This is a genomic window from Streptomyces sp. NPDC049879, assembly GCF_044461265.1.
Lineage (GTDB): Bacteria > Actinomycetota > Actinomycetes > Streptomycetales > Streptomycetaceae > Streptomyces.
This window is the reverse complement of record NZ_JBITKT010000004.1, coordinates 22,238-47,066: the sequence shown is the minus strand read 5'-3', so window position 1 is coordinate 47,066 and position 24,829 is coordinate 22,238. Positions and strand designations below refer to the sequence as shown.

22 protein-coding genes are annotated in these 24,829 nt (G+C 74.7%); 12 read left to right on the top strand and 10 right to left on the bottom strand.

What is annotated here, in order from left to right; translation table 11 throughout:
• Positions 1-65: 65 nt before the first annotated feature.
• Entirely contained in the window at positions 66-1,232 is a 1,167-nt protein-coding gene (locus tag ACIBPC_RS15045) for a wax ester/triacylglycerol synthase domain-containing protein (RefSeq protein WP_362962311.1), read from the bottom strand.
• Between the two features lie 588 nt (positions 1,233-1,820).
• On the opposite strand from ACIBPC_RS15045, the gene ACIBPC_RS15040 reads away from it, so the two are divergent.
• The 6 genes from ACIBPC_RS15040 (at position 1,821) to ACIBPC_RS15015 (ending at position 7,611) form a co-directional block, all read left to right on the top strand.
• Positions 1,821-2,552, top strand: coding sequence for a hypothetical protein (locus ACIBPC_RS15040; RefSeq protein ID WP_398844487.1), 732 nt, complete (start codon positions 1,821-1,823; stop codon positions 2,550-2,552).
• A complete protein-coding gene (locus ACIBPC_RS15035; RefSeq protein WP_398844485.1) occupies positions 2,552-3,475 on the top strand; it encodes a DUF6895 family protein in 924 nt (307 codons plus the stop codon). The genes ACIBPC_RS15040 and ACIBPC_RS15035 overlap by 1 nt, the downstream gene beginning before the upstream one ends.
• On the top strand, positions 3,472-4,527 hold the full coding sequence (locus tag ACIBPC_RS15030) for a serine hydrolase domain-containing protein (RefSeq protein WP_398844483.1): 1,056 nt from the start codon (positions 3,472-3,474) through the stop codon (positions 4,525-4,527). Before ACIBPC_RS15035 ends, ACIBPC_RS15030 begins: the two co-directional genes overlap by 4 nt.
• A gap of 204 nt (positions 4,528-4,731) precedes the next feature.
• Positions 4,732-5,682 carry an aldo/keto reductase gene (locus tag ACIBPC_RS15025; protein WP_362962514.1) on the top strand — a complete coding sequence of 317 codons (951 nt, stop codon included), beginning with the start codon at positions 4,732-4,734 and terminating at the stop codon, positions 5,680-5,682.
• 578 nt (positions 5,683-6,260) lie between these two features.
• The gene (locus ACIBPC_RS15020) at positions 6,261-6,530 is read left to right on the top strand and encodes a hypothetical protein (protein WP_398844480.1); all 270 of its coding nucleotides are present in this window, start codon (positions 6,261-6,263) and stop codon (positions 6,528-6,530) included.
• Positions 6,531-6,615: 85 nt separating this feature from the next.
• Complete coding sequence (locus ACIBPC_RS15015) at positions 6,616-7,611, top strand: small ribosomal subunit Rsm22 family protein (protein WP_398844479.1); 996 nt, start codon at positions 6,616-6,618, stop codon at positions 7,609-7,611.
• 39 nt (positions 7,612-7,650) lie between these two features.
• Here the strand turns inward: ACIBPC_RS15015 and ACIBPC_RS15010 are convergent, their stop codons facing one another.
• The 3 genes from ACIBPC_RS15010 to ACIBPC_RS15000 form a co-directional block, all read right to left on the bottom strand.
• Positions 7,651-8,679 carry a glycoside hydrolase family 5 protein gene (locus ACIBPC_RS15010; protein WP_398844476.1) on the bottom strand — a complete coding sequence of 343 codons (1,029 nt, stop codon included), beginning with the start codon at positions 8,677-8,679 and terminating at the stop codon, positions 7,651-7,653.
• A gap of 123 nt (positions 8,680-8,802) precedes the next feature.
• Entirely contained in the window at positions 8,803-10,581 is a 1,779-nt protein-coding gene (locus ACIBPC_RS15005; RefSeq protein WP_398844473.1) for a glycosyl hydrolase, read from the bottom strand.
• A 308-nt stretch (positions 10,582-10,889) separates the two neighbouring features.
• A complete protein-coding gene (locus ACIBPC_RS15000) occupies positions 10,890-11,180 on the bottom strand; it encodes a hypothetical protein (RefSeq protein ID WP_362962297.1) in 291 nt (96 codons plus the stop codon).
• A 184-nt stretch (positions 11,181-11,364) separates the two neighbouring features.
• Between ACIBPC_RS15000 and ACIBPC_RS14995 the strand changes: the two genes are divergently transcribed.
• Positions 11,365-11,925 (top strand): TetR/AcrR family transcriptional regulator, encoded by a 561-nt coding sequence (locus tag ACIBPC_RS14995; protein WP_398844470.1) that lies wholly within the window; start codon positions 11,365-11,367, stop codon positions 11,923-11,925.
• A 73-nt stretch (positions 11,926-11,998) separates the two neighbouring features.
• A complete protein-coding gene (locus tag ACIBPC_RS14990; RefSeq protein ID WP_398844467.1) occupies positions 11,999-13,678 on the top strand; it encodes an alpha/beta fold hydrolase in 1,680 nt (559 codons plus the stop codon).
• 688 nt (positions 13,679-14,366) lie between these two features.
• Here the strand turns inward: ACIBPC_RS14990 and ACIBPC_RS14985 are convergent.
• The gene (locus ACIBPC_RS14985) at positions 14,367-15,395 is read right to left on the bottom strand and encodes a lactonase family protein (RefSeq protein WP_362962291.1); all 1,029 of its coding nucleotides are present in this window, start codon (positions 15,393-15,395) and stop codon (positions 14,367-14,369) included.
• A gap of 214 nt (positions 15,396-15,609) precedes the next feature.
• Between ACIBPC_RS14985 and ACIBPC_RS14980 the strand changes: the two genes are divergently transcribed.
• The 3 genes from ACIBPC_RS14980 to ACIBPC_RS14970 all read left to right on the top strand — a co-directional run bounded on the left by ACIBPC_RS14980 (position 15,610) and on the right by ACIBPC_RS14970 (position 19,445).
• Entirely contained in the window at positions 15,610-16,983 is a 1,374-nt protein-coding gene (locus ACIBPC_RS14980; RefSeq protein WP_398844463.1) for an APC family permease, read from the top strand.
• 495 nt (positions 16,984-17,478) lie between these two features.
• Positions 17,479-17,814 (top strand): Lsr2 family protein, encoded by a 336-nt coding sequence (locus ACIBPC_RS14975; RefSeq protein ID WP_362962287.1) that lies wholly within the window; start codon positions 17,479-17,481, stop codon positions 17,812-17,814.
• An 806-nt stretch (positions 17,815-18,620) separates the two neighbouring features.
• Positions 18,621-19,445, top strand: coding sequence for an SAM-dependent methyltransferase (locus ACIBPC_RS14970; RefSeq protein ID WP_362962285.1), 825 nt, complete (start codon positions 18,621-18,623; stop codon positions 19,443-19,445).
• A gap of 88 nt (positions 19,446-19,533) precedes the next feature.
• Here the strand turns inward: ACIBPC_RS14970 and ACIBPC_RS14965 are convergent, their stop codons facing one another.
• From ACIBPC_RS14965 to ACIBPC_RS14945, 5 genes are all read right to left on the bottom strand, one after another.
• On the bottom strand, positions 19,534-20,055 hold the full coding sequence (locus ACIBPC_RS14965) for a GNAT family N-acetyltransferase (protein WP_398844459.1): 522 nt from the start codon (positions 20,053-20,055) through the stop codon (positions 19,534-19,536).
• Positions 20,056-20,132: 77 nt separating this feature from the next.
• Positions 20,133-20,906 (bottom strand): endonuclease, encoded by a 774-nt coding sequence (locus tag ACIBPC_RS14960; RefSeq protein WP_362962281.1) that lies wholly within the window; start codon positions 20,904-20,906, stop codon positions 20,133-20,135.
• A 140-nt stretch (positions 20,907-21,046) separates the two neighbouring features.
• On the bottom strand, positions 21,047-22,270 hold the full coding sequence (locus tag ACIBPC_RS14955; protein ID WP_398844457.1) for a cytochrome P450: 1,224 nt from the start codon (positions 22,268-22,270) through the stop codon (positions 21,047-21,049).
• Between the two features lie 96 nt (positions 22,271-22,366).
• Positions 22,367-23,596 (bottom strand): beta-ketoacyl-[acyl-carrier-protein] synthase family protein, encoded by a 1,230-nt coding sequence (locus tag ACIBPC_RS14950; protein ID WP_398844455.1) that lies wholly within the window; start codon positions 23,594-23,596, stop codon positions 22,367-22,369.
• The gene (locus tag ACIBPC_RS14945; RefSeq protein WP_398844453.1) at positions 23,596-23,847 is read right to left on the bottom strand and encodes a phosphopantetheine-binding protein; all 252 of its coding nucleotides are present in this window, start codon (positions 23,845-23,847) and stop codon (positions 23,596-23,598) included. Before ACIBPC_RS14945 ends, ACIBPC_RS14950 begins: the two co-directional genes overlap by 1 nt.
• 136 nt (positions 23,848-23,983) lie before the next feature.
• On the opposite strand from ACIBPC_RS14945, the gene ACIBPC_RS14940 reads away from it, so the two are divergent.
• The gene (locus ACIBPC_RS14940) at positions 23,984-24,787 is read left to right on the top strand and encodes an SAM-dependent methyltransferase (RefSeq protein WP_398844451.1); all 804 of its coding nucleotides are present in this window, start codon (positions 23,984-23,986) and stop codon (positions 24,785-24,787) included.
• The last annotated feature ends 42 nt before the right edge of the window (positions 24,788-24,829 follow it).

The window sequence follows — 24,829 nt, the reverse complement described above, 5'->3', positions numbered from 1 at the left end:
GGCGTGGGCAGGGGGAAGCCGCCCGTGCGGTGCGTGTCCTGCACGGGCGGGGGCGGCGGGGTGTGTCAGAGGGGGGTCGTGGCCTCCAGCTCGCCGAGTGCGGTGAGCCACAGTTCCGGCAGGTCACCGGCGCCGGGGAGCGCCCGGTCATGGACGACGGTGCAGCGCGCGGTGCCGCCGGTCCTGGTCAGCGAGACGTAGCAGAGCACGCCGTGCGGCAGTGCCGTGAACATGCTGGCGGCGCCGACACGGGACCCGAAGCAGCTGACGTCGTGCGGGAGATGCACGTTGCTGGCGATCAGCGAGATGCGGGGCGTGGTGATGGCGAGCTGTTTCCTTATGGTCGCCGCCGCCGGGGCCCAGTTGAACAGCCGGCCCGCGATCTCCCGCTGCCCCGACGTGCGCAACTGCCGTGTGTCGCAGACGAGCCGCCGTACGCACTCCGCGGGTCCGGCCTGCGAGCAGGGCAGCGCCACGCGCGCGAACACCAGGCGGTTGCCCGGCGCGTGCTCCTCGCCCTTCCTGCGCAGCGACATCGGCACGACGGCCGTCACGTCACCGCAGGGCGGGTGCGGCGCGGGCCGCCTGGCGTGCCAGGCGCGGAACGCGCGGGCCAGCGCGGCGAGGTACATGTCGTTGACCGTCCCGCCCCAGCGCGCGGCGAGGGCGCGCAGCCGCGCGTCGGGGACGTCGCGGTACGACCAGGCCAGGTCGTCGGCCGGGGGGACGCCGAGGACGCCCCAGCTGCGGTCGCGGCGCAGGCTGCCGTACAGGTCGCGGCCGAGTCCGGTCAGGCCCCGCAGCGTGACCGGCACGGGGCGGTGGGCGCGGGGGCCCGGCGTACCGGGGTCGTCGGCCAGCAGGCGGGTCACCGTGTGGGCGGCGCCCACGCCGTCCTGCAGCGCGTGGTGGACGCGGAAGCAGAGGCGGTAGCCGTCCTGGCCCGGGGTGCGCAGGAGCCAGATGTCCCACATCGGGGCGGCGCCCGAGGGGAGGGGGAGGTGCAGCAGTTCCTGGCTCGCCGCGTCGAGCGCGGCGCCGCCGGGGGCGACGTCCCGCGTCCTGATGTGCCGGGCGGGGTCGAGCGCGGTCGCCCGTCCCCAGCGCGGTCCCGGCGCGGCGAGCTGGTGCAGCGCGGGCAGTTCGGCCACCCGGCCGAGTGCCCGGTCGCGGAGCGCGCCGGCGGACGGGGGAGTGCCCGGGAGGTCCATGAAGAAACCGGTCGGGATCACTTTGCTCCCGGGGGAGCCGTAGAGAAACCGTTCCAATGGGCCGGCCCGGAAAGAAACACAGTCTGCCATGGTTATTCGGCGTCCTGACTACGCGAGTCGTGCGGAGCACTGTTGTCCAGGGCACCCTGCCCAATAGGCGGCCGAAGTGTACATCCGACGGGTGATTTTCCGCCTGAGAGGTGATCGCCGCCGCCGGTTCGCCGACCGGTGCGAGAGGGATACAGGAATTCGAGACGCAGTGGCCGCGTGGCTGGTGGGGCCGGGTGTGGGCTGGTGTGCGGCCGTCGCCCGGCCGTGCGGGGCGTGCGAGAAAGTGATCGCTCTCGTGCCGCATGCGCGCGAAAGCGGATATGGCGGATCGCTTTCCTGCCCAGGGCAAATCTTTTTCCGTCAATCCCGCATGGACGTCCCGGCGCCCGGAAAGCGTCGCAGCGCACGGCGAATGCAGGGCAATCTTTGTCGGGCAACAGGGTCCTCCCGGGGGACGGGTCCTCCGGGGGAACAGTACGAGACGAGGCACGCCATGGAACGTCCACCGTCGCCCCTTCCGCCGGACGGCCGCACGACGGCGGCCCGTCCCGGCGGCTGATGTCCCTCGCGCACCGGGCCGGGCACGGCGCCGCGGGCACGGCGGCCGACGTCCTGGCCGCCGCCCTCGCCGACGCGCTCACCCCCGGGGGAGGAACGTTCACCCTGCGCGCCGGTCTCGACGGCCGCGTCGATCCGGTCCGCGCCCTCGGTGCCCTGCGCGGCACCGGCGCCGACGTCCTCGCGCCCTTCCTCCTCGGCGGGCACCCGTTCACCGCGAGCGACGCCGCGCTCGTCAGGGCCGCCGTCACCGCGTTCCCCGCGCCGGAGCCGCGCACGTCCGACGACGCGGCATGGGCGCCGCGCGACGCCGCCCTGACCCAGGCGCTCGCCGCGCTCGGCGTCCCCACCCACGGCTGGGAAGGGCTCGCCGCCGACCGGCACACCGCCCTCACCGGCCCCGCCGCGCTGCCCGACCCCACCGCCTGGACCGCGTGGACCGCCGAGGCCGTCCGCCTCAGCGCCCTGGCGCTGCCGCCCGTCACCGGCACCCTCCGCGAGCGGTTCGGCGCGCACCCGCCCGCCCTCGTCAACGGCCTGGTCCACGCGCTGCTGCGCCGCGACCACCTCGCCGCCGCCCGCACGGCCCGCTGGCTCGCGCTCGACGCCGGGACCACCCCCGACCCGCTCCTTCCTGCGGCGCTCACCCACCTCACCGCCCTTGGCCCCCACCGGCCGCGGACACTGTTCGAACTCGCCGTCGTCCGGCGGCTCCTGGGAGGTGCGGGCTGATGGACGCGGCGACCGTACGGCTGGCACACCAGGTCGCGGAGAACGCGGTGGCGCGCCTCGGCGCGGACCGCGCCCGCCTCTCCCTCCCGCCCGGCGTCCCCCACCGGGACATACCCGCCGCCGCCTTCCGCGCCCTCGCGGGACTTGCCCTCGCTGCGGGCACCGTCCTGCGCTTCCCCGTCACCGGGCCCGACGCGGCACGCACGGCCCAGGAACTCATGGACTTCGCCTGGCACGAACTGCGCGACGGCGCACTCCTCCACCAGATCCAGCGGGACACACCGGCGGCCACCCGCCCCGTGGAGCTCTACAGCCGCTTCGCCGCCGCCGGATACCGGCACGCCGGACTCGACGACCTCGCCGCGCACCTCCACGGACTGCGCGCCGCACGCGTCACCGAACTCGCCCCGCACCGGCGCCTCGCCGTCCTCGCCGCCACCCGCAGACTCGGCCTCCCCGACCCGCCCGACGCCGCGGAACTCACCCGCAGGACCTGGCTCGGCGGCACCCCGGAACCCTGGATGCTCGACCGCACACACGCCCACGCCCTCGCCCACACCGTCCTGCACCTGACGGACTGGGCCGCGCACCCCGACGCGCTCCCGCCCGACCTGGCCGACTACACGGACCGCTGGCTGCCCGTGTGGACCGAGACCTTCGCCGGAACGCACTCCTGGGACCTGGTCTGCGAACTCCTCGCCGCCGGGGCCTGCCTGCCCCGCCCCAGCCTCCCCCACGCCCTCTGGCCGCGCCTCGCCGAGGCACAGCACCCGGACGGGACCCTGACCACCGGGCCGCCGACGCCCCAGGACGACGGCGACCCCCCATCCGACCACCACCACCCCACCGTCGTCGCGGTCGTCGCGGGCACCCTCACCGTCCTGCGCGCCCTCGACACCGTCACGGACGGGACTCCTCCATGACACGACCCGCCCTCCCCGCCCCCGGGGTCACCGAGATCCTCCGCGCCACGGCCGTCCCCCTGGTCACCGGCCGCGTCGCCCCCGGCGTCGCCGCAGCGGCCGTCATCGGCACCGAACAGGCCGTCCTCACCACCGGCCACCGGACGGCCGGATCACGCGAATCCGTACGCCCCGACACCCCGTTCGCCCTCGGCTCCCTGACGAAGACCCTCACCGCCCTGCTGCTCGCCGAACTCGCCTCCCGCGGCGATGTCTCCTACGACGACCCGATCGACCTCCACCTGCCCCCGACCGCCGCCCCCCGACGCAGCGGCCCCCCGATCACCCTCCTCGACCTCGCCACCCACAGCGCCGGACTCCCACGCCTGCCCGGCAACTTCCTGCGACGCGCCCTGCCCCACCCGCTCGCCAACCCGTACGCCCGCTACCGGGCCGAAGACCTCCACCACGCCACCGCCCGTATCCGGCAGCGCTCCCGCGTCGTGCGCTACTCCACCTTCGGCATGGGACTGCTCGGCCACCTCCTGGCCAACGCGGCGGGGACCGACTTCGGCACCCTGCTCACCGAGCGCGTCCTGCACCCCCTCGCCATGACGGGCACCAGCCTCTCCCGCCTCCAAGGCCCACCCCCCGACGCCGTCACCGGCCACCGGCGCGGACGACCCGTGCAGCACTGGACGTTCGACGCACTCGCCGGGGCAGGCGCCGCGTACGCCACGGCGGACGACATGCTCCGCTACCTGCAAGCCCACCTGCGCCCGCACCAGACGCCCATCCCCACCGCGCTCACCGCCACCCACCAGCCGTACCACCCGTACCCGCGCAGCCCCAACGCCGCCTGCATGGCGTGGACCCACCGCGCCACGCAGGACCGCACCCTGCTGTGGCACAGCGGCGGCACCGGCGGCTTCACCGCGTTCATCGGCTTCAGCCCCGAAGCCCACGCGGGCGCCGTACTGCTGGCCAACGCGACGCCCACCCGTGCCCAGCCCGTGCTGCGCGCCGGACGCCTGCTGCTCGACGCCGTGGTCAGCGCGGCCGCCTCCCGCTGACACGGCGGCGGGAAGCGGCGGGGAACAGATCGCACCCGCCGTCCGTTCCCCCTGGGCACGCCGCGCGCGACCGCCACACGGAAAGAGGGTTGAGGCGGTACGCCCCGGTATGCCAGGATGCGGCGGTCCCGTCCCCACCCGCCCCCACCGTCCCACCAAGGAGTCCCCGTGACCTACGTCGCATCGGACCAGCGCTACGAGTCCATGCCCTACCGGCGTGTGGGCCGTTCCGGTCTCAAGCTGCCCGCCATCTCCCTCGGCCTGTGGCACAACTTCGGGGACGCCAAGCCCTTCGCCGACCAGCGGGCGATCCTGCGCCGCGCGTTCGACCTGGGCATCACCCACTTCGACATCGCCAACAACTACGGCCCCCCGCCCGGTGAGGCCGAGCGCAACTTCGGCCGCATCTACGCCGCCGACTTCCGCGCCCACCGCGACGAGATCGTCGTCTCCACCAAGGCCGGATACCTGATGTGGCCCGGCCCGTACGGCGAATGGGGCTCGCGCAAGAGCCTGCTGGGCAGCCTGGACCAGAGCCTCGCCCGCACCGGCCTCGACCACGTCGACATCTTCTACTCGCACCGCCCCGACCCGGACACCCCGCTCGAAGAGACGATGGGCGCCCTCGACAGCGCCGTCCGCCAGGGCAAGGCGCTCTACGCGGGCATCTCCAACTACTCGCCGGAGCAGACCCGCGAGGCCGCCCGCATCCTCGGCGAGCTGGGCACCCCGCTGCTCATCCACCAGCCCTCCTACTCGATGGTGAACCGCTGGGTCGAGGACGGCCTGCTGGACGCCCTGGACGAGGTGGGCGCCGGGTCCATCGCGTTCTCCCCGCTGGCGCAGGGCGTGCTGACCAGCCGCTACCTGAACGGCATCCCGGAGGGCTCGCGGGCCGCCGGCGACAGCCCGTTCCTCACCGCCGAGGGCGTCGAGAAGACCATCGGCACCGTCCGCGCCCTGAACGCGATCGCCGAGCGGCGCGGCCAGACCCTCGCGCAGCTCGCGCTGGCGTGGGTGCTGCGCGGCGGGCGCGTCACGTCGGCGCTGATCGGCGCCAGCAGCGTCGCGCAGCTGGAGGACAGCGCGGGCGCCGTCCGCAACCTCGACTTCAGCGACGAGGAACTGGCCGAGATCGAGGGCCTGCTGCCCTGACCTCCGGCACCACACCCGGCACGGGCCGGTGACCGCGCGCCCCACACGGCACACGGCCACCGGCCCGCGCCCGTTCCCGGCCAGGCGCACCGGGACCGATGGCCCCGGCCGCCACCGCGACGCAGCCGTGCCCAGCAGCGGGACGCGGATGCGGACCGGCACCGATCTGCCCGGCGGCGGGGCGACGAAGGCGGACGGCTGCCCGACCGCGCCGAGACCGGCCGTCGAGCCCGCGGCGGGTGCGTAGGGCAAGGCGCTGATGGCGCGTGGTGAAGGGGGAAAGGGAAGCCCGTCACCGGCAGGGAGAACAGGAACTGCGTCAGCGGCCCGCCGCCGCAGTCGAGTCACGGCCCGGACGTCCCGCGCGTCGGGCAGGGCCGGGGACTCCGAGCGCCGGGCCGGTGCGCCGTCGGGCGCCTACGACGTCGGGAGTTGTGGCACCAGCACGGCGACGGAGAGGCCCTGCCCCACCCGTGGGGGCGACGCAGCGGTGGCGGAAGAGGCCGCCGAGCACGGACGCCAGGGGAGTACACGGCGAACATCCACCGCACCTGTGCGGATGCCGGGGCGCGTCGCCGGTGGTGACGTCCACCGGGTCCACGAAGACGTCCATCAGGAACCCGCGCTCCCGTGACGCGCGCGGGTTGCCGCTGGTCTGGCGCGGCGTGATGTTCTGCGGGAACGCGTCGGAGGTGGCCGAGCCGCTCGGCCGGCTTGTCGTCGTCGTGGGCGAGGGCGGGGGCCGCCGGTCCCAGTGCGAGCAGGGCGGCGGCGGTGGCGACGACCGGCTCCGCCTCCAAGCCCCCGACCGCGCGGGCACGCCACCACCGGCGCCGTCGCGCACCTGACCGGCCGCGTCGAGCAGGCGGGTTCGTCCGCCGCCTCACCGGCCCGTGTCCGGGGCGTCCGCCGTGACCGGGCAGAATGCGGGGCATGACCGCCCTGCCCGACGACCTGCGCGCGGCCCTGGACGAGGCCCTCGACGGACTCGGCCGCCGCGACCTCGCGCGCGCCGTGGAACGCCTCAGCGGCCGCTACCGCGAGGGCCGCGCCGCCACCGCGCCGATCCTCGCGACGGCCGGTGACGTCGCCGCCTACGCGGGCTACCGCATGCCCGCCACCTACGCCGCCGTGCACGCCGCGCTGGCCGAGGTGGCGCGCGCGGCGCCCGGCTACGCGCCCGCGACCATGGCCGATCTCGGCGGCGGCACCGGTGCCGCCCTCTGGGCCGCCCAGCGCACCTGGCCGGGACTCGGCGAACTGGCCGTCACCGAACAGGTCCCCGAGGCCATCGACCTCGGCCGCCGCCTCGCCGCCGCCTCGGCCGCGCCCGCCCTGCGCGGCGCCACCTGGCGGCGCGGCACCATCGACCCGGCGGCCCCGCCGCCCGCCGCCGACCTCGTCACCCTCTCCTACGTCCTCGGCGAACTGCCCGCCGCCGAACGGGAGTCCGCCGTCCGCTGGCTCGCCGACGCCGCCGGGGCCGAGGGCGTCGTCGTGCTGGTCGAGCCCGGCACGCCCGACGGGTACGAGCGCGTCGTCGCCGCCCGCGACACCCTCGTCGGGCACGGCCTCACCGTCCTCGCCCCCTGCCCGCACGACCACGCCTGCCCCATCCCGCGCGGCCAGGACTGGTGCCACTTCGCCGCCCGCCTGCCCCGCCTCGACGCGCACCGGCAGATCAAGGAGGGGACGCTCAACTTCGAGGACGAGAAGTTCTCCTACGTCGCGGCCTCCCGGCACCCGTACGGCCGGGCCGCGAGCCGGGTGCTGCGCCATCCGCTCAAGCGCAAGGGCCTGGTGGCGCTGCGGGAGTGTACGGCCGACGAAGGGCTCGCCGACACGACCGTCACCAAGCGGCAGCGCGAGCTGTACCGCGCCGCGCGCGACGCGCGGTGGGGTGACGCGTGGCCGCCGCCGGGCGACTGAGGCGGCGGCCACGCGCCGGCCGGTGTCCGGGCCGGAGCGTCAGCCGATCCGGTCCCTGATCCACTCGCCCGCTTCCTTCAGCGCGCCCGGATCGGCCCAGTCGCCGTTGTCGCAGGTGCCCGGCTCGAACACGGCGCCCGAGCGGAAGTCGTCCGAGTAGTTCCAGTTGGTCCAGCTGATGTTCTCGCGCTCCATCAGGTCGAGGTACCGCTGCGACATCGCGAAGTCGTCCGGCCCGTCACCGGTGTACTCCTGCGTCCCGAACTCGGTGACGAAGATCGGTAGTTCCTCGGCGGCCCGCGCCAGCGTGTCCAGGTACCAGTCCTGGTGCGAGGCCGCGTAGAAGTGGAACGTGTACATGATGTTCTCGGCGTTGACCGGCGCGTCCACCACCTCCGACTCGTCCGCGCCGTCCGAGACGCCGAGCGACGACCAGGCCCGGGTGCCGACGATCACCACGGCGTCCGGGTCGCCCTGCCGCACCACCGGGATCAGGGTGTGCGCGTAGTTCCTGATCGCCTGCCAGCTCACGCCGTTCGGCTCGTTGGCGATCTCGTAGAGGATGTTGTCCTGGTCGCCGAAGCGCGCCGTGATGTCGCGGAAGAAGCGCTGGGCGAGCGCGGTGTTCGCGTTCGGGTCGCCGGGGTCGAGCATGTGCCAGTCGACGACGACGTACAGCCCGCGTTCCGTGGCCTCCTCGATGACGCGGCTCGCGAGGTCCGTGAAGTACTGCGGGTCCGTCTCGTAGCCGCCCTCCTGGACGTACGTCGAGACGCGCAGCACGTCCGCGCCCCAGTCGTACGCCAGCACGTCGAGGGACTCGTCGGTGACGCACTGCTCGTACCACTGCGTCCCGTGTGTGCTCATGCCGCGCAACTGGACCGGGTCGCCGTTCTCGTCGCACAGCGACGTGCCGCACACCCACACGCGGCCGTACTGCTCGAACGGGGTGGCGGCGGCGCTGGGCGCGGCGTTCGCGGGGGCGGCCAGCGTACCGGCCGCGACCAGCGCGAAGGCCAGGCCGGCCAGGCGGCGCCGCGCGGGCCTGCGGGGGCTCGGTAAGACCATGGCGCGTCCTCTCTGTGTGGGGGTGGAGGCGGTGCAAGCGCTTCCTGGTGCGGGAAGTTAGGGGCATCGTGACAGGTGGTCAAGACCACGTGTCACGATGCCCCGCACCTCGCGGGCGCCCCCTCAGTCCGCCGTGCAACTGGGCGCGAGCGCCCGGTCGTCCGGCCAGGGGCCGCTGCCGAGATACCCGAACGTGGTGCTCGCGCCCGGCGCCAGCGTCGCGTTCCAGGCGGACGGCGTGGCACGGACGGTGGTCCCGTCGCCCGTCACCTCGGCGTTCCACGCGCTGCCGGGCGCCTGCCCGCCCGTCTCGCGCCAGGCGGCCCGCCAGCCGGTGAGCGGGGTGTCGCCGGTGTTCTCGACGGTCACCTCGGCGATGTGGCCGGTGCCCCAGCTGCGCGTGACGGTGTGCGTGGCGCGGCAGCCGCCGTGGGCGCGGAAGTCGCCCAGCTCGTCGAGGGTGATGACGCGCTCGTGGCCGTAGACGTGCTCCAGGTGCTCGCGCGGGTTGCTCACCCCGTCGGTCAGGAAGTCGCCCGACCATGTGACGAACCAGCTCCAGTCCGCCTCGTACGCCTCCAGCAGATCCGGGTCGGGGATCGAGCCGACCTCGGTGAGGGCCGCGATCTTCCGGTCGCCCGCAAGCTCGACCAGCTTCTCGTACGTCGCGCTGACCGGCCCGTGGTCACCTGCGGGCGGGTACGAGTCGGCGCTGACGATGTCCACCACGTCGTCGCCCGGGTACCAGGCGGGGTCCACGGAGTTCCAGACCCAGATCAGGTTGTGCAGGCCGTGGACGTCGGTGAGCCGGTCGTAGAGCAGCCGGAACAGCTCCTTGGCCGGTCCAGGACCCTTCGCGCCCCACCAGAACCAGCCGCCCTCCGCCTCGTGCAGCGGGCGCCACAGCACGGGCACGCCCGCGTCCTGGAGCCGCCCGAGCTGCACGGCGATGGCGTCGATGTCGCGCAGCAGCAGCGCGTACTCGGCGGAGTCCGGGTCGGCCAGCGCGGCGGCGAGATCGAACGTCGTCGCGTCCGTGTAGAAGCCGCGCCACCACTCGCGGCCCGGCTCGTCGATCAGGCCCGTCGGCGCGTTCCAGTGCCAGACGAACGTGGTGATGCCGCCGCGCTCGTCCCAGGCGAGGGCGTTCTCGACCTCCTGGGAGGTGGTGCCGCGCTCGACGCGGCTGGGGGAGTAGTCCATCATGTCGAGCCCGGCGACGGCGGGGGTCCGGCCGATGTTCTCCTCGATCCAGCGGATGCCCGCCATGTCCTGCTGGCCGCTGAGGATGTGGTCGCCGTAGCCGTCGGTCAGGTAGCGCAGCAGGGCGCGGGCCTCGGGCGTCGCGTCGGGGTCGACCGGCTCGCCCGTCACCTGGTGCGGCGGGCGCGGGGGCACGGGCGCGAGGGTGACGGCGTCGATCTCGTACCAGCCCCAGGAGTTCTGGAACGTGACGGTGTTGTCGCCCTCCTCCAGCAGGACGCGGCCTGCGGAGACCGTGGAGAAGGTGTCGGTGGCGGGGAGGGTGATCTCGCCCATGCCGGTGTCGTTGAGGCGCAGCGCGGTGTTCTTCTGGCCGTACGGGGCGCGGTAGACCACCGTGAGGTCGTGCAGGCCGCCGGGGCTGTCGGGGATGGTGACGGTCACCTGGTCGTCGGGCGCGTCGAAGCCCTCGACGTAGCCGGTGCCCGAGTAACCGGCGGCGGACGAGCCGACGGTGACGCCGGAGAGTACGCCGTCCTCGGCCTCGTACACCTGGGCCGCCCGGGGGGCGGCGGCGGGCGTGGCGGGCGCGGTGGCGGTGGCGGCCGGGGCGAGGCCCAGCGGTGCCAGCAGGGCCGCCAGGGCGGTGAGCAGGGCGGGGGCGGCCGTCCGTCCTCGGGATGGGGTGCGTACGCGCATGCGGTCTCCTTCGCCTCGGCTGGGGTATGGGAGCGCTCCCAAACGAGGTCATTGGACCGCGGTGGCGCGTCCGCGTCAATGCGTCGCGCACAAGGGAGGAGCGGGTGGCGGACGGTCGTCACGCCGTCCGCCACCCGCTCCTGGTCGCGCCGTTCCTCGGTGGTCCTGGTCTCCGTCGCCCTCGCGCGGTGCTGCCTTGTGGCCCGTGCCGCGCGGCGGTCCCCCCGCCCGGGGATCTCCCGGCCGCCGGGCCGGGGGACCGTCGCGCGTCGTGTGCCCGCGGCGTACGGTGCCGTGTGCGGGGCGGGTCAGTATCGTCGTACGCGGTTGGCCACGAGATTGCCGATGGCGAAGTACACGACAGCGGCGAGACCGTAGCCGCACACCACGCGCGCCCACTCCTCGTCGAAGGTGAACAGGTCGTGGGACCAGCCGGCGAGCCAGCGGGACGCGTCGTGGGTGAAGTCCACGAGCGCGTTGCCCGGATTGGCGTCCAGCAGGTACATGAGGATCCACAGGACGATGATGAATGCGGCGATGTCGGCGATCGCGGCGATGATCGCCCCCGCCGGGCCGGTTCTGCTCGTATGCGGTGACATGACATCCGCATTGCCCGGACGCGTAGCGTGAAACGCACCCCGAAGGTGGCGGGTTGCCGATGCTCTCCCGGGTGTGCCGCGCCGCAGGTGGGAGGCATGGGGCCGCTCCCACGGCGGGGTGGCGGCCGGTCGGCGGGGGCGGGGCCGCTTGAAGAATTATGTCGACCGGTCTATTTTGGCGGGCATGGGACAGAAGGGCGCCGAGACGCGCGACAGGCTGCTGGACGCGACGCGTGAGCTGGTCGAGGCGGGAGGGTACTCCGCGGCCGGGCTCAACCAGGTGATCGCCGCCAGCGGGGCGCCCCGCGGCTCGCTCTACTTCCACTTCCCGGGCGGCAAGGACCAGTTGGTCGCCGAGTCCGTGCGGCGCGCCGGGCAGGCGGTCGGCGACGCCCTGGCGGGACTGGCCGAACGCGACGGGTCCGCGGCGGAGTTCACCGGCGCCGCGCTGCGGCTCCTCGGCGACCGGCTGGAGGAGTCCGGCTGGCGCCGGGGCTGCCCGGTGGCCACCGTCGCACTGGAGACCGCCGCGACGAACGACCCGCTCCAGCAGGCCTGTTCCGAGGTCTACGCCTCCTGGGAACGGGTCCTGCGCGACCGGCTGGCGGACCGTCCCGACGCCGACGACCTGGCGGTCACGGTGCTGGCGCTCGTGGAGGGCGCGCTCCTGCTGGCCCGTACGCACCGCAGCAGGGCGCCCCTGGACAGCGTGGCGCGCCGGATCGGCGTCCTGCTGGACACCTGACGCGGGTCGGCCGCTCTTCGCCGCGGCCCGCGCATGCCCCGAAAATATGCAGACCGATCTACTGAGGAGTTTCATGGACGCCATCGTCTTCGGCGCGACCGGCTTCATCGGCCGTTCCCTCGTCGCGGAACTGCTGGGCCGGGGGCAACGGGTCGCGGCGGCCGTCCGCACCGACACCCTCACCCCCTGGCTGACCGGCCGGGGCGTGGACACCGGCGGGCTCGACGTCGTCCACGCCGACATCACGCGGCCGCTCACCGGGCTCCCCGAGGCGCGGGACGTCTACAACGCCGCCGCCCTGTTCGCCTTCGGCCTCGGCACCGGTGAGGCGCGCGCGGTCAACGTCACCGGCGCGCTCAACGTCCTCGAATGGGCCGCCGCGCTGCCCGCCCTGCGGCGGCTGGTCCACCTGAGCGGCTACCGCGTCAGCCCGCCCGACGGGCAGGCGGCGTCCGTGCCGACGGGCGCGTACGAGGCGTCCAAGCTCGAAGGCGACCTGGCGGTGCGCGCCCGTGCCCGCGCGCTGGGGGTGCCGCTGACCGTCGCCAACCCCAGCACGGTGATCGGGCCCGGCCAGTACATCGGCCTGGCCGCCCTCGTCGCGGACCTGTGGCGGGGGCGGCTGCCCGCGATACCGGGCGGTCGTGACACGTTCGTGCCGATCGTGACCGTCGGCCACCTCGCCCGCTTCCTCGCCGAGATCCCCGCCTCGCCGCTGGCGGGGGACAGCCACTGGGTGCTCGACGACGACACCCCTCCGCTCCCCGGACTGATCCGCACCATCGCAGAGCACGCCGGGGTGCGGGCGCCCCGCCGCACCGTCCCCGTCGGCCTGCTGCGGCGGCTGCCGCGCAGGCTCACCGGCGCCGACCCCGAGACGCTCTCGTTCCTCTCCGCCGACCGCTACCCCACGGACTCCGCCCGCGCCCTCGCCGCGCACGCGGGCCTGGAGACGCCCCCGGTTGCCGACGCACTCCGCACCTGGACCGACGACCTGGTGGCGGCCCGGTTCGGCGCCGCCACGCCGTGGCTGAGGCCGTACGGCTTCCGCGCCGTCGCGGGCAGCCGCACCTGGGTGGCCGGCGAACGGCGCGACCCCGCCCACGTCCTGCTCCACGGCCTGCCGATGAACGCCGACCTCTGGGCCCCGCTCGCGCCGCACCTGCCGGGGCCCGTCCTGGCCCCCGACCTGCCGGGCCTCGGGCGGTCGGCGCCGGGGGAGCGGCCGGTGGACGCGTGGCTCGCCGACCTGTTCGGGGCGGTGCGGGGGCGCCCGACGCTGGTCGCCCACTCCGCGGCCTGCGGGCCCGCGCTGCGCTTCGCCGCCGACCATCGCGACCGCGTCGGCGGGCTCGTCCTCGTCGCGCCCGCCTTCCTCCAGGCGCCGGGGCGGCGGTTCACGCGCTCCCGGCTGGCCGTACCGGTGCTGCGCCGCATGACCGCCGCCCGGCTGGCCGCGACGCTCGGGGTACCGGAGGGGGCGGAGGTGGAGAGCGCGGTGGCCGACCTGCGCCGTCCGGGGGTGGCGGGCCGGGTGGTCGCCGCGATGCGCGCCGGGGCCGCCGAACGCGAGCGGACCCGGGCGCTGCTCGACCATGTGAAGGTGCCCGTGCGGATCGTCGTCGGCTCGCACGACCCGCTGACGGCCTCCGACGCACGGGACATCGGGCACCCGGTGATCGAAATCCCCGGCGCCGGGCACTACCCCCAACTCACGCACCCCGCCGAGGTCGCCGCGCACCTCGTCCTCTGACGCCGCGGGTGGCGCGTCGCGCGTACGGCCGCCTGCCGGGCGGTCCGCCGTGCCGCCACCGCGGTGTCACGGGGGCAGGACGACCGCGGCGGCAGCGGGCGGAGCCCCGTGGCGCGTCCCGTCCTCACGCCGGTGCGGCCGTGCCGAGGCGGAGGGTGGCCACCGTCGACTTCTCGTTTCCTGCCTGCCGTTGCACCGCGCCACAGAGGTCGGATCGACGGTCGTCAGCGGCACCTTCTTGTCCGTGGCTCCGGGTGCTTCTCCGGCCCGTATCCCGCCCGGACACCATGGACACACGCCGGACGGGCGGGGCCGTACCGAAGTGCCGCGCACGCCGCGCTCCCTGACCACGCGGCGGGAACCGTCGGCGGGAAAGCCCTCCAGACTCGGAGGTCCTGGACGGCTCCTGCGGCCTGCCGGGCGGGGCAGGATCGCCCGGCATACTGCGGCCCCGGATCGGAATGGGCTTTCCGTCCCGCGACGCCGGATCGGCCGGGCCCCACGGCGCCCTGTCCGCCCCATGCCGTGACGGCGGGGGAGGAAGGGGCGCCGTGCGGGGCAGCGGTAGACCACGTACCCGTACTCCGAGGCCCGCCCCGGCCCGCGCTGTCGGCGGCGGAAGCCCTTCGGGCCCCGGAGCGCCGCACCGCACCGTCAGGGGTGTCGCGGCGGCACCGGCCGGGGGTGGTCAGGGCTGGATCGCCACGCAGGCGGGGGAACCCACGGGCACGCGGTACTCCTCCGTGAGGGAGCCCGTCCCGTGGTCCACGGTGAGGACCACCACCGTGTCGCTCTCCTGCGCCGCGACGTACATCCGGTCGCCGTCGAGCGCGAACTGGCGCGGCCACGCGGCGTCCAGGACGTGTTCGCCGACGAGCGCGGGCTGCTCCGAGCCCAGCGCGAAGGTCGCGACCGTGTCGGGGCCGCGGTTCGAGAGGTAGCCGAAGCGGCCGTCCGGCGAGAGCGCGAAGTGCGCGGGCATGGTGTCGTCCCCCGGCTGCGCCGAGGCGGGCACCGAGGCGACGGGCGCGAAGGTGCCGGGCCCGTTCTCCGCCACCACGACCAGCTCACGGGCGAGTTCGCCCACCACGTACGCGCGGTTCTCCGTCGCCCGGATCAGCTGGCGCGGCCCCGTCCCCGCCGTGAGCACGCTCGCCGCCACCCGCTCCAGCGTGCCGGTGTCGGCCGCCAGCCGGTACGTCCACAGCGTGTCCGTCCCCAGGTCGGTGACGGTGAGCAGCCCGTCCGCGCCGTGCAGCGTCACCATGTGGGCGTGCGGGCCCTCCTGGCGGTCCGGGTCGGGCCCCGAGCCCGAGTGCTCCACCAGGTCGGTGCGGCCGACCAGGTCGCCCGCCGCGTCCAGCGCGAAGACGGCGACGCTGCCGGAACCGTAGTTGGCCGCCAGCAGGTGCCGGCCGTCCGGTGTGACGGCGAGGTGGCAGGGCTCCGCGCCGCCGGTCGGGAGGGTCCCGCGCACCGCAGGCACACCCTCGCCGTCGAAGGCGACGGCGCTCACGCCGCCCTCGGCCAGCTCGTGCACCGCGTACAGCACCGGCAGGGTGGGGTGCCACTCCAGCCAGGAGGCGCCGGGCAGCGGCAGTTCGCCTGACGGCGCGAGGCGTCCGTCCTGGCCCGTCGCGCGCAGGAGGGTGAGGCCGGGGCCACGGCCGCCGGTCTCCGCCGTGTAGGAGCCGACACAGATCAGTCGGTCGGGCATGTCTTCGAGTCCGTTCGCCGGAGGAAGTGACGACCCTTGGACCGTACCAACCGGCCGTCGTCCGCCTCCTAGAGGCCCGCGCCACCGGGCCCGGCGGCCCGCCGGACCGCCCGGCATACCAGCCGTACGGCGGGCCCGTGCCCCTTCCCGGGAGGACATGACACGTTCGACTGAACACGCGCCTGTGCGGCCCTGAGCCGGGCAGGGGGACCCCATGACTCCCACGGACACTCCCCCCACGGACGTTCCGGCGGACGTGCAGCCACCCCTCAGGAGGGCCCTCACCACACGGCTGCTCTTCCTCTTCATCCTGGGCGACGTCCTGGGCGCAGGCGTGTACGTGCTGGTCGGTCAGATGGCCTCCGAGTCGGGCGGCGCCGTCTGGGTGCCGATGCTCGCCGCCCTCTGCCTCGCCCTCCTCACGGCGGCCTCGTACGCCGAACTGGCCACCAAGTACCCGCGCGCCGGGGGAGCGGCGCACTACGCGCATCTCGCCTTCGGCCCGTTCCCCGGCTTCCTGACCGGCTTCTGCATGCTCGCCGCGGGGACCGTGTCCGTCGCGACGCTCACCCGCGCCTTCGCGGGGGACTACCTCGGCGCCTTCGTCACCGTCCCCCCGGCGGCCGTCGCCATCGCCTTCCCCTTCGCGCTCGCCCTGCTCAACGCCCGGGGCATCGCCGAGTCGATGCGGGCCAACGCGGTCGCCACGGTGATCGAGGTCGGCGGCCTCGTCCTGATCATCGCGCTCGGCGCCTGGGTCGTCCTGCGCGGCGACGGGGACCCGTCCCGGCTGGCCGACCTCGGAGCGGAGGAGGGCGGTGGCCCGGCCGCCGCCGTCCTCGGCGGCGTGGTCCTCGCCTACTACGCCTTCGGCGGCTTCGAGACGTCCGTCAACCTGGCGGAGGAGACCCACGACCCGCGCCGCTCCTACCCGCGCGCCCTGTTCTGCGCCCTCGGCGCCGCCGGGCTGCTCTACGGACTCGTCGCCGTCGTCGCCAGCACCGCCGTGCCCACCGAGCGGCTCGTCGAGTCCAGCGGTCCGCTGCTCGAAGTGGTCCACGCCGCCGGGGGAGTGCCCGACCGGCTGTTCAGCTTCATCGCCCTCGTCGCCGTGGCCAACGGCGCCCTGCTGACCGGCATCATGACCTCCCGGCTCACCTACGGCATGGCCAGGGACGGCCTCCTGCCCTCCTTCCTCACCCGCGTGCTGCCCCGGCGGCGCACCCCGTGGGCCGCGATCATCGTCACCACCGCGCTGTCCATGTGCCTCGCCCTCACCGGCGACGTCGCCACGCTGGCCTCCACCATGGTGATGCTGCTCCTGTTCGTCTTCGCCGTCGTCAACGCCACCGTCCTCGTCCTGCGCCGCGACCCTGTCGCCCGGGACCACTTCCGGGTCCCGGCCCTCGTCCCGGTGCTCGGGGTCGCCTCCTGCGCGCTGCTGGCCACCCAGGTCGAGCGCGAGGTGTGGCTCAGGGGCCTGCCCCTGATCGTGGCGGGCGTCCTGCTGGGGATCGGCGCGGAGTTCCGCAGGCGGCGCCGCGCGGGCGCCGCCCCTGCCGCCGGTACCACGAGTACCGCTGTCTGACCCGCCCACCCCGCGCCCTGCCGGGTCGGGCGGCGGGCGCGTGCTCCGGAGGGGGAGCGGAACGGCGACGCCGGGATGTCCGCGCCCGCTCCGGCACCGACCGACGGGCGAGAACTCGCCATCCGTGGCACGGCGACGCCAAGAACGCGGGCAGTGCAGGGAAATCCACTGATACCCGAGCGCCGCATTGTGCCGTTCCGCACCCGTCCGCCGCCGCCCGGGGCGATACAGTCGCCAGCGCTTCCCCGTCACAGCCGGTGCGGGAGCGCGCGCCCCTGTCGCCGTCGATCTCCGGGGCCCGGCAACCGCCGGACGTCCCACGGCGGATATCGCCGGGGCGCCCGCCGGTGAAATGCCGTTGTCCCCGCATGCCGCGCGGATGTCCGCCCGGGGAATCCCCGCCCGGTCGCGGCCGGCCCGGATCGGCATTGTCGGGCGGAAAACAGGCCGGGCAGAGGGCGTGAATACCACTCCATTGGCCGTATACTCCCGGTCATGGCAAAGAAAGTGGTCACCATCTACACCGACGACCTCACCGGGGACGAGGCCACCGATGTCGGTACGCATACCTTCAGTCTCGACGGCGTGAACTATGAGATCGACCTCGCGCCCGACTCCTTCGACCGGCTTCTCGAAGCGCTCGGCCCATTCATCGACAAGGGCCGCAAGACCGGCCGCTCCCAGCGCGGCGGCGGCTCGTCGGCCAAGCGCCCGGCGCCCGGGGCCGACCCGGCCAAGGTGCGCGAGTGGGCCAAGGAGAACGGCTACGAGGTGAACGGCCGGGGACGCGTACCCGGAAACGTGCAGGAAGCCTACGACAAGGCCCACTGAACCCCCCGGGCCCGCGCGGCCCGGTGCTCCCCGCCCCACGCGGCACTCCGGCACGCCGAACCCCCGCGCCGCCGCCCGCCGCCGGGCATCCGCCGCGCCGGAGCGGGCCCCGCCGGCAACACCGGGTGGCACGCCCCCGGTTCGGCCCGCGCCGTCCCCCCGCCGCCGGTTTCCCCGCCGGAACGGCTTCCCGCAAAAGACCGGGACCACGCGAATCGGCAGCAACGGCACCGTCGCCGCGGCATGCTTCTCCTCGACCGTGCCCGCCGAATCACCCAATTCGGCGGGCGGCCGGACCCCTGGAAATCGCCACCGTTCCCACTCGATGCCCCGCGTGTGAACAGAAAACGGCACCACCGTGCCCATCAGGCGACGTGCGCCCACCCGCTTGCCCGGCCCCGGGCCCGGCAATGCGGGGCCACGTCCCGGCCTCCCGGCGCCTCCGCCATATTCCGCAATCATCTGCCGCACGAAACCGCCCCCTGCTTTCCCCCGCGTGACGCCCCCGCGTCCCGCGATTCCCTCAACGCACGGGTAACGTTACTCTCCGTAATCGAAGGCGGCAAGGGCAATTCCCGGGTATTCACCCGCCACCCCCGGGCGCCCCTTCCTGACGGACCGTCCGCCCGGCGGCGTCCCGCGAGGTATCGGATCGATAACTTGCGTGCCCGCACGGCGAGTTGATGATCAACAACGGGCTGTCCCCCGCGTCACGCACGTTAGTCTTGCCCGACGCGCGGGGCGTCCGGAACGCGGACGGAACCGGAGAGACGCCCGAGAGAAGCCGGGAAGAGGGGAGGTCCGCGATGGCGGATCAGCAGAACGGGACACCGGACGGCGGCACGGCCCCGGAGATCGATCTCAGCAGGCCGAGCATCGCGCGCGTCTACGACGCGGTCCTCGGCGGCAAGGACAACTACGAGGTCGACCGCGTCGTCGCCGACGAGGTGCGCCGCAACATGCCGCACATCAGCGACGTCGGCTGGTACAACCGCGCCGCCCTCGGCCGGATGGTGGGCCACCTGGCCTCGGAGGCCGTCGGCATCGACCAGTTCATCGACCTCGGCGCGGGCCTGCCCACCCTGGAGAACACCCACCAGGTCGCCCAGCGCCAGAACCCCGACGCGCGCGTCGTCTACGTCGACAACGACCCCATCGTCCTCGCGCACGGCCGCGCCCTGCTGGAGGAGAACGACCGCACCGCCGTCGTCACCGCCGACCTCCGCGACCCCGCCGCCGTCCTCGGACACCCCAGCGTCCAGCGCCTCATCGACTTCTCCAAGCCCGTCGGCGTCATGCTGGTCGGCATCCTGCACCACCTCCACGACGACGAGGACCCGCAGGGCGTCGTCACCGCCTACATGGACGCGGTCCCGCCCGGCAGCCACCTCGTCCTCACCTGCTTCTGCGACACCGGCCCCGAGGCGCGCGCCGTCGAGGTGACGATGCTGGACTTCCTCGGCACCGGCCGCTTCCGCACCATCGAGGAGATCACCGCCTACTTCGACGGCCTCGAACTCCTCGACCCCGGCGTGGTGTCCCTGCCGCTGTGGCGGCCCGACGGTCCCGTCGCGCTGCCCCTCGACGTGGCCCAGGAACTGATGGCCGGAGGCGTCGCCCGCAAGGCCTGAGCCGCACCGGCGCCCGAACGCGCCCGCGCGTGGCGCGTCCGACCCCTCGCGGACCGGACGCGCCACGCGCCGCCGCACCCACGGCTGTTCACCGCGGCAGCGGTGGTGCCACCAGTTCCCCCGCCAGCATGTCCATCAACAGGCCGTCCCGCACAGTCCCGTCGTCCCGCCGCTCGTACTGCCGCATGACGCCCACCGGCCGAAATCCCAGCCGCTGATACAGCCGCACCGCGCCCTCGTTCCCCACCGCCGGATCGATCGTCAGCCGATGGTGCCCCTCCACCTCGAACAGGTGACGCGCCAGCACATAGAGCGCCGCACCCCCGAGACCACGCCGCTGGCACGCGGCGTCCACCGCGATGTCGAGCCCCGCGTGCCGGTAATGGGGTGCCGTCTCCTCCCAGGCCTGCACGAGCCCGACCACCGCCCCGGCGCGCTCGATCGCGTACGAACGCGTCCCCTCCTCCGGCGCGCACACCCCCGCCGCCTCCTCCCGCGCGTCCCCCCACCAGCGCGCCACCCCCGGCGCGGCGAGGATCTCGGTGAACCGCTCGCGGTCCCCCTCACCCGCCGCCCTCAGCCGCACGCCGTGCCCCTCGATCACCCGCATCCGGTACCTCCCGGCTCATGGCGCGCGCCCGTCGCCGCGGCCCCGGCCGTCCATGCTGCACGGCCGGGCCCCGGCCGTCAGTCCCATATCTCGGCTGCCCACTCGGGGTGGTCGACGAAGGGATTCCTGTTGTGCTGGTACGACGCGTAGACCGTCTCGTTCCGCTGCCGCTCGAACGCGTCGGGCGGGTCCGCCTCGTGCCACTCCAGCAGCGTCGACAGCCGCCCCATGTACGGGCTGCCGCCGTTGTCCACCGCGTCGTTCAGCTCCAGGTCGGCGAACCCGCCGCCGCCCTCCCACCGCACGGCCATGTAGAACAGCGCACGCGCCACGTCGCCCTTGTCCGCGTCGCGCGGCTCCCAGGAGTCGGCGTCCGTGTAGTTCCCGGGCGCGCCGGGTGCGGCTGAGCCGCCGTCGTCGAAGTCCTTGTTGCCGCGCGTGCTGTTGACCTGCACGTCGGTGGGCCGCAGGTGGTGCAGGTCGGTCCCGGGCCCGCGTCCCGTGCCGAAGTCGCCGTGCGACTGCGCCCACAGGTGCTCGCGGTTCCAGTCGCCGACCGCCCCGCCGTTCTCGTCGGCGTCCCGCAACTGGCCGGTGTAGAAGAGGACGACGCTGTCCGGGTCGGACGGCGCCCGGTCGGTCACCTTGAGGGCGTCCCACACCTGCGCGTACGTCAGGGTCGTCACACCCGTGCTGACGATGTCGTGCAGCGCGTCGCGCAGCGCCGCACCCGTCAGCCCTTCCGCGTCGTCGTAGTATCCGGCCGCGTCCGCGGCGCCGTCCGCCGAGGCGTACGGGGCGGGGACGAGCAGGGCGAGCGCCAGCGCGCCGGCTGCCAGCGGTATCCGCATGGGAGGGCCTCTCCGTGGGGGGCCGGCCGGTCGCGGCCGGTACTTTGATATGTACCTGCCAGTCGCGGACCGGAAACTACGCGCGTCACCCCCGGGCGGACGCCCGGCGCCCCCGCCGCGGAACGCCGGGCCCGCGCCCGTCAGAACACGCCCACCGCCATGTACTCCGTCACCAGCAGCCGCCGCGCCTGCGGATGCGCCAGCCCGTCCGCCGGTTCCGGCGGCGCCGCCAGCCGCAGGGCGGGGAACCGCCGCAGCAGCGCGGGCAGGAACACGGCCAGCTCCAGCCGGGCCACCGACGCCCCCAGGCAGTAGTGCGCGCCGCTGCCGAACGACAGGTGCGCCGCCGCCGAACGCCGCGCCGCCGGGTCCAGGTTCGCCGGCCCGAGCAGCAGGTGGACGAGCTGGTCGGGCGGCACGCGCACGCCCGCCAGCGTCCGTTCCTCCGTCGCGACGCGGCTGAGCAGCGCCGCCGGGGGATAGCGGCGCATCACGTCCTCGACCTCCGCCGCCACCTCCTCCTCCGGCGCCTCGCGCAACCGGTCGCCCAGGGCGGGCTGTTCGAGGACGACACGGGTCACCGTGGCGAGGAGCGCCGCCGTCGTCTCGAAGCCGGTGACGAACAGCAGGGCAGCGTTCACCACGTACTCCTCCTCGCTCAGCCCGCCCGCCCCGATCCACCGCGCCAGGACGCCGTGGCCCCGGCCCGCCGCGCACGCGCGCACCACCGGCGTGAAGTACGCGCGCAGCTCGGCCTGCGCCCGGTCCGCGTCGGCGATCTGCGCCTCGCTCGGCGACAGCTCGTGCACCGCCGCGAAGCGCCGCGACAGGCCCGTCAGCACCGGCGCGTCCTCCTCCGGCAGCCCCAGCCACGAGCACATCACGCGCGCGGGCAGCGGCACGCCGACCTCGGCCGCGATGTCCGCCACGCCCTCGCGCAGCACCGCCGCCAGACCGTCGAGGCAGTCGTCGGCCAGCTCGGCGATCCTCGGCCGCAGCGCGGCCACCGCGCCGCGCGAGAACAGCGGCGCGAGCGTGGCGCGCAGCCGCCCGTGGTCGGGCGCGTTCGACGTGAGCAGCGACGAGTACAGAGCCCGCATGGCGGGGTGCCCGCGCCAGCCGGGCTGGTGCCTGTCCCGCCAGCCCGCGTCCGGGTGGATGAACGATCCGTCCCGCAGGATCGCGCGGCACTCGTCGTGGCCGGTGACGACCAGGGACCTCAGCCAGGGCACCCGCAGGACGGGGCCGAGGGCGCGCAACTGCTCGTGGACGGGGGCGGGGTCGCTCGCCGTGCGCAGGCGCAGCAGGAGTCGGGCGGTTTCGACGGCACGGGACGGGGGCGCGAGGGCCGGGAGGGTGTGCATGACTGCTTTCGTGCGTGTGGATGTGCGTGTGGATGTGCGTGTGGATGTGCGTGTGGAATCGGGGGGGTCGGATGCGGAAAGGGGGGGCAGGGGGCGTCAGGCCGCGAGGAGGAGGAGCGCCGCGTTCTGCCCGCCGAGCGCGGTGGAGACCGACACGGCGGTCCGCAGGGCCGCGCGCCGGGGGGCGCCGGTGACGACGTCCAGGGTGAACTCGGGGTCGGGGCCGGTCAGTCCCGCCGTCGGGGGGATCAGCTGGTCGCGGAGGCTGAGGACCGTGACCACCGCCTCGATGGCGCCTGAGCCGGCGCCCGCGTGGCCCAGGGCGCCCTTGGTCGCGGTGACCGGGGGCCGGTGCGGCAGCAGCCGGGCGAGGGCGCGGGCCTCGGCGCGGTCGTTGAGGCGTGTCGCGGCGCCGTGCGCGTTGACGTGCCCGACGGCGCACGGCTCCGTGCCGCCCGCCGCCAGCGCCGCGCGCAGGGCGCGCTCCGCTCCCACGCCGTCCGGGTGCGGCGCGGCGACGTGGTGGCCGTCCCCGGCGGCGCCGTATCCGCCGAGCCAGGCGAGGACCTCCGCGCCCCGCGCGCAGGCGTGCGCGCCGCTCTCCAGGACGAGTACGCCCGCCCCCTCGGCCGGTACGAAGCCGTCCCGGTCGGCGGCGAACGGCCGGGCGGCGGTCCGCGAGACGACGCCGAGCTGCGCGAAACCGGCGGCGGCCAGCGGGTGGCGCAACGATTCAGCACCTCCGGCCACCACCACGTCCACCGTCCCCGAGCGCAGCAGGTCGCGGCCCACACCGACGGCCACCGGCGCCGACGCGCAGCCCGCCGACGTCGCGAAGCCCGGCCCCGACACGCCCAGGTCGAGCGCCACCTCGGCGGCGGGCGCGCTGGGCAGCGAACGGGGCAGCGTCATCGGGGAGATGGCCCGCGCGCGCCCCGACAGCAGCTTCGGGTACGCGTCGGTCAGCCCCTCGAAGCTCGACCCGCCCGCGCCGAACAGGACGGCGATCCGTTCCCCGGGCCACGTCCGCCCGCCGAGGCCCGCCATCGCGACCGCCTCCCTGGCCGCCACGACGGCGAACTGCGCCACCCGGTCCATCCGCCGCGCGAGCCGCCGCCCGAGCAGCGCGTCGCCGTCGAAGTCCGGCACCGCGCACGTCAGGTCCACCGGCTGCCCGGCCAGCTCCGGGTCGCGCCGCGCCGTCGGCAGCCCCCGGCACACCGCGTCCCACGCCCCGGCCACCCCGGTCCCGCCCGGTGTCACGAGCCCGACGCCCGTGACCGCGACGGCACCGGGGCCCCAACAGGCGTCCGGGGCACCGCCCATCAGGCCGCGCTCCCGGACGGCGCCGACGCCGCCTCGAACCCGGCGGCGGCCCCGGCCAGCGTGCTGTCCAGGCCGAGACCGGCGTCCTCGACGAAGACACCGGTGCGGTCCGCGACCAGCACCGCGATCTCCGCCAGCGACAGCGAGTCCAGCTCCAGGCTCCGGAAGGTCGCCTCCGGCGTCACCGCGTCCGCCTCGCAGCCGAACTCCTCGACCAGCAGCGCGGCGAGCATCTCGTACACGAAAACCATCCCTCGAATCGGCCGTGCCCCGTCGGGGCCTTCCCCCGAAGCACCCGTCCCCATAACGACGTTGGGCATCCCGGGTTACTGCGGGAACATGTCTTCCATGACCCCCGTACGCCCAGAACGGAGCGGAGAGACCACCATGAGCACGTCCGACGCGCAGAGCGTCCCCGCCGGCATCGACACCTCGGTGCCCCACTCGGCGCGCATCTGGAACTACTGGCTCGGCGGCAAGGACAACTACCAGGTCGACCGCGAGGCCGGCGACGCCTACCGCCGCACCGTCCCGGACATCGACGCCATGGCCCGCGCCTCCCGGTACTTCCTGACGCGCTCGATCCGCTTCCTCGCCGGGGAGGCCGGGATACGGCAGTTCCTCGACGTCGGCACCGGCCTCCCGACGGTCGACAACACGCACGAGGTCGCGCAGCGCGTCGCGCCGTCCAGCAAGATCGTGTACGTCGACAACGACCCGCTGATCCTGCTCCACGCGCAGGCGCTCCTCACCTCGGCGCCCGAGGGGGTCACGCAGTACATCGACGCCGACCTGCACGCCCCCGAGACGGTGCTCGCGGAGGCCGCGAAGACGCTGGACCTCGGCAGGCCCACCGCGCTGATCCTGTCGGACGTGCTGGGCCACGTGGCCGACTTCGCCGTGGCACGGAACATCGTGCGCCGCCTGGTGGCGGGCCTGTGCCCCGGCAGCTACCTGATGCTCAGCCACGGCGCCGCGACCGACCCCGAGCTGATCGCCGCGCAGGACACGTACAACGACACCGGCGCCGTCCCGTACATCCTGCGGACGGGCGAGCAGATCACCGCCTTCTTCGACGGGCTCGAACTGCTCGAACCCGGCGTGGTCCCCATGCCCGAGTGGCGGCCCGACGTGCAGGTGGGGGACTACCCGGCGAGCGTCGGCATGGGCGGTGTCGCCCGCGTGCCGTGACCGGCGGCGCAGGCGGGTGAGGGAGAACGCGTACGCCCCGGC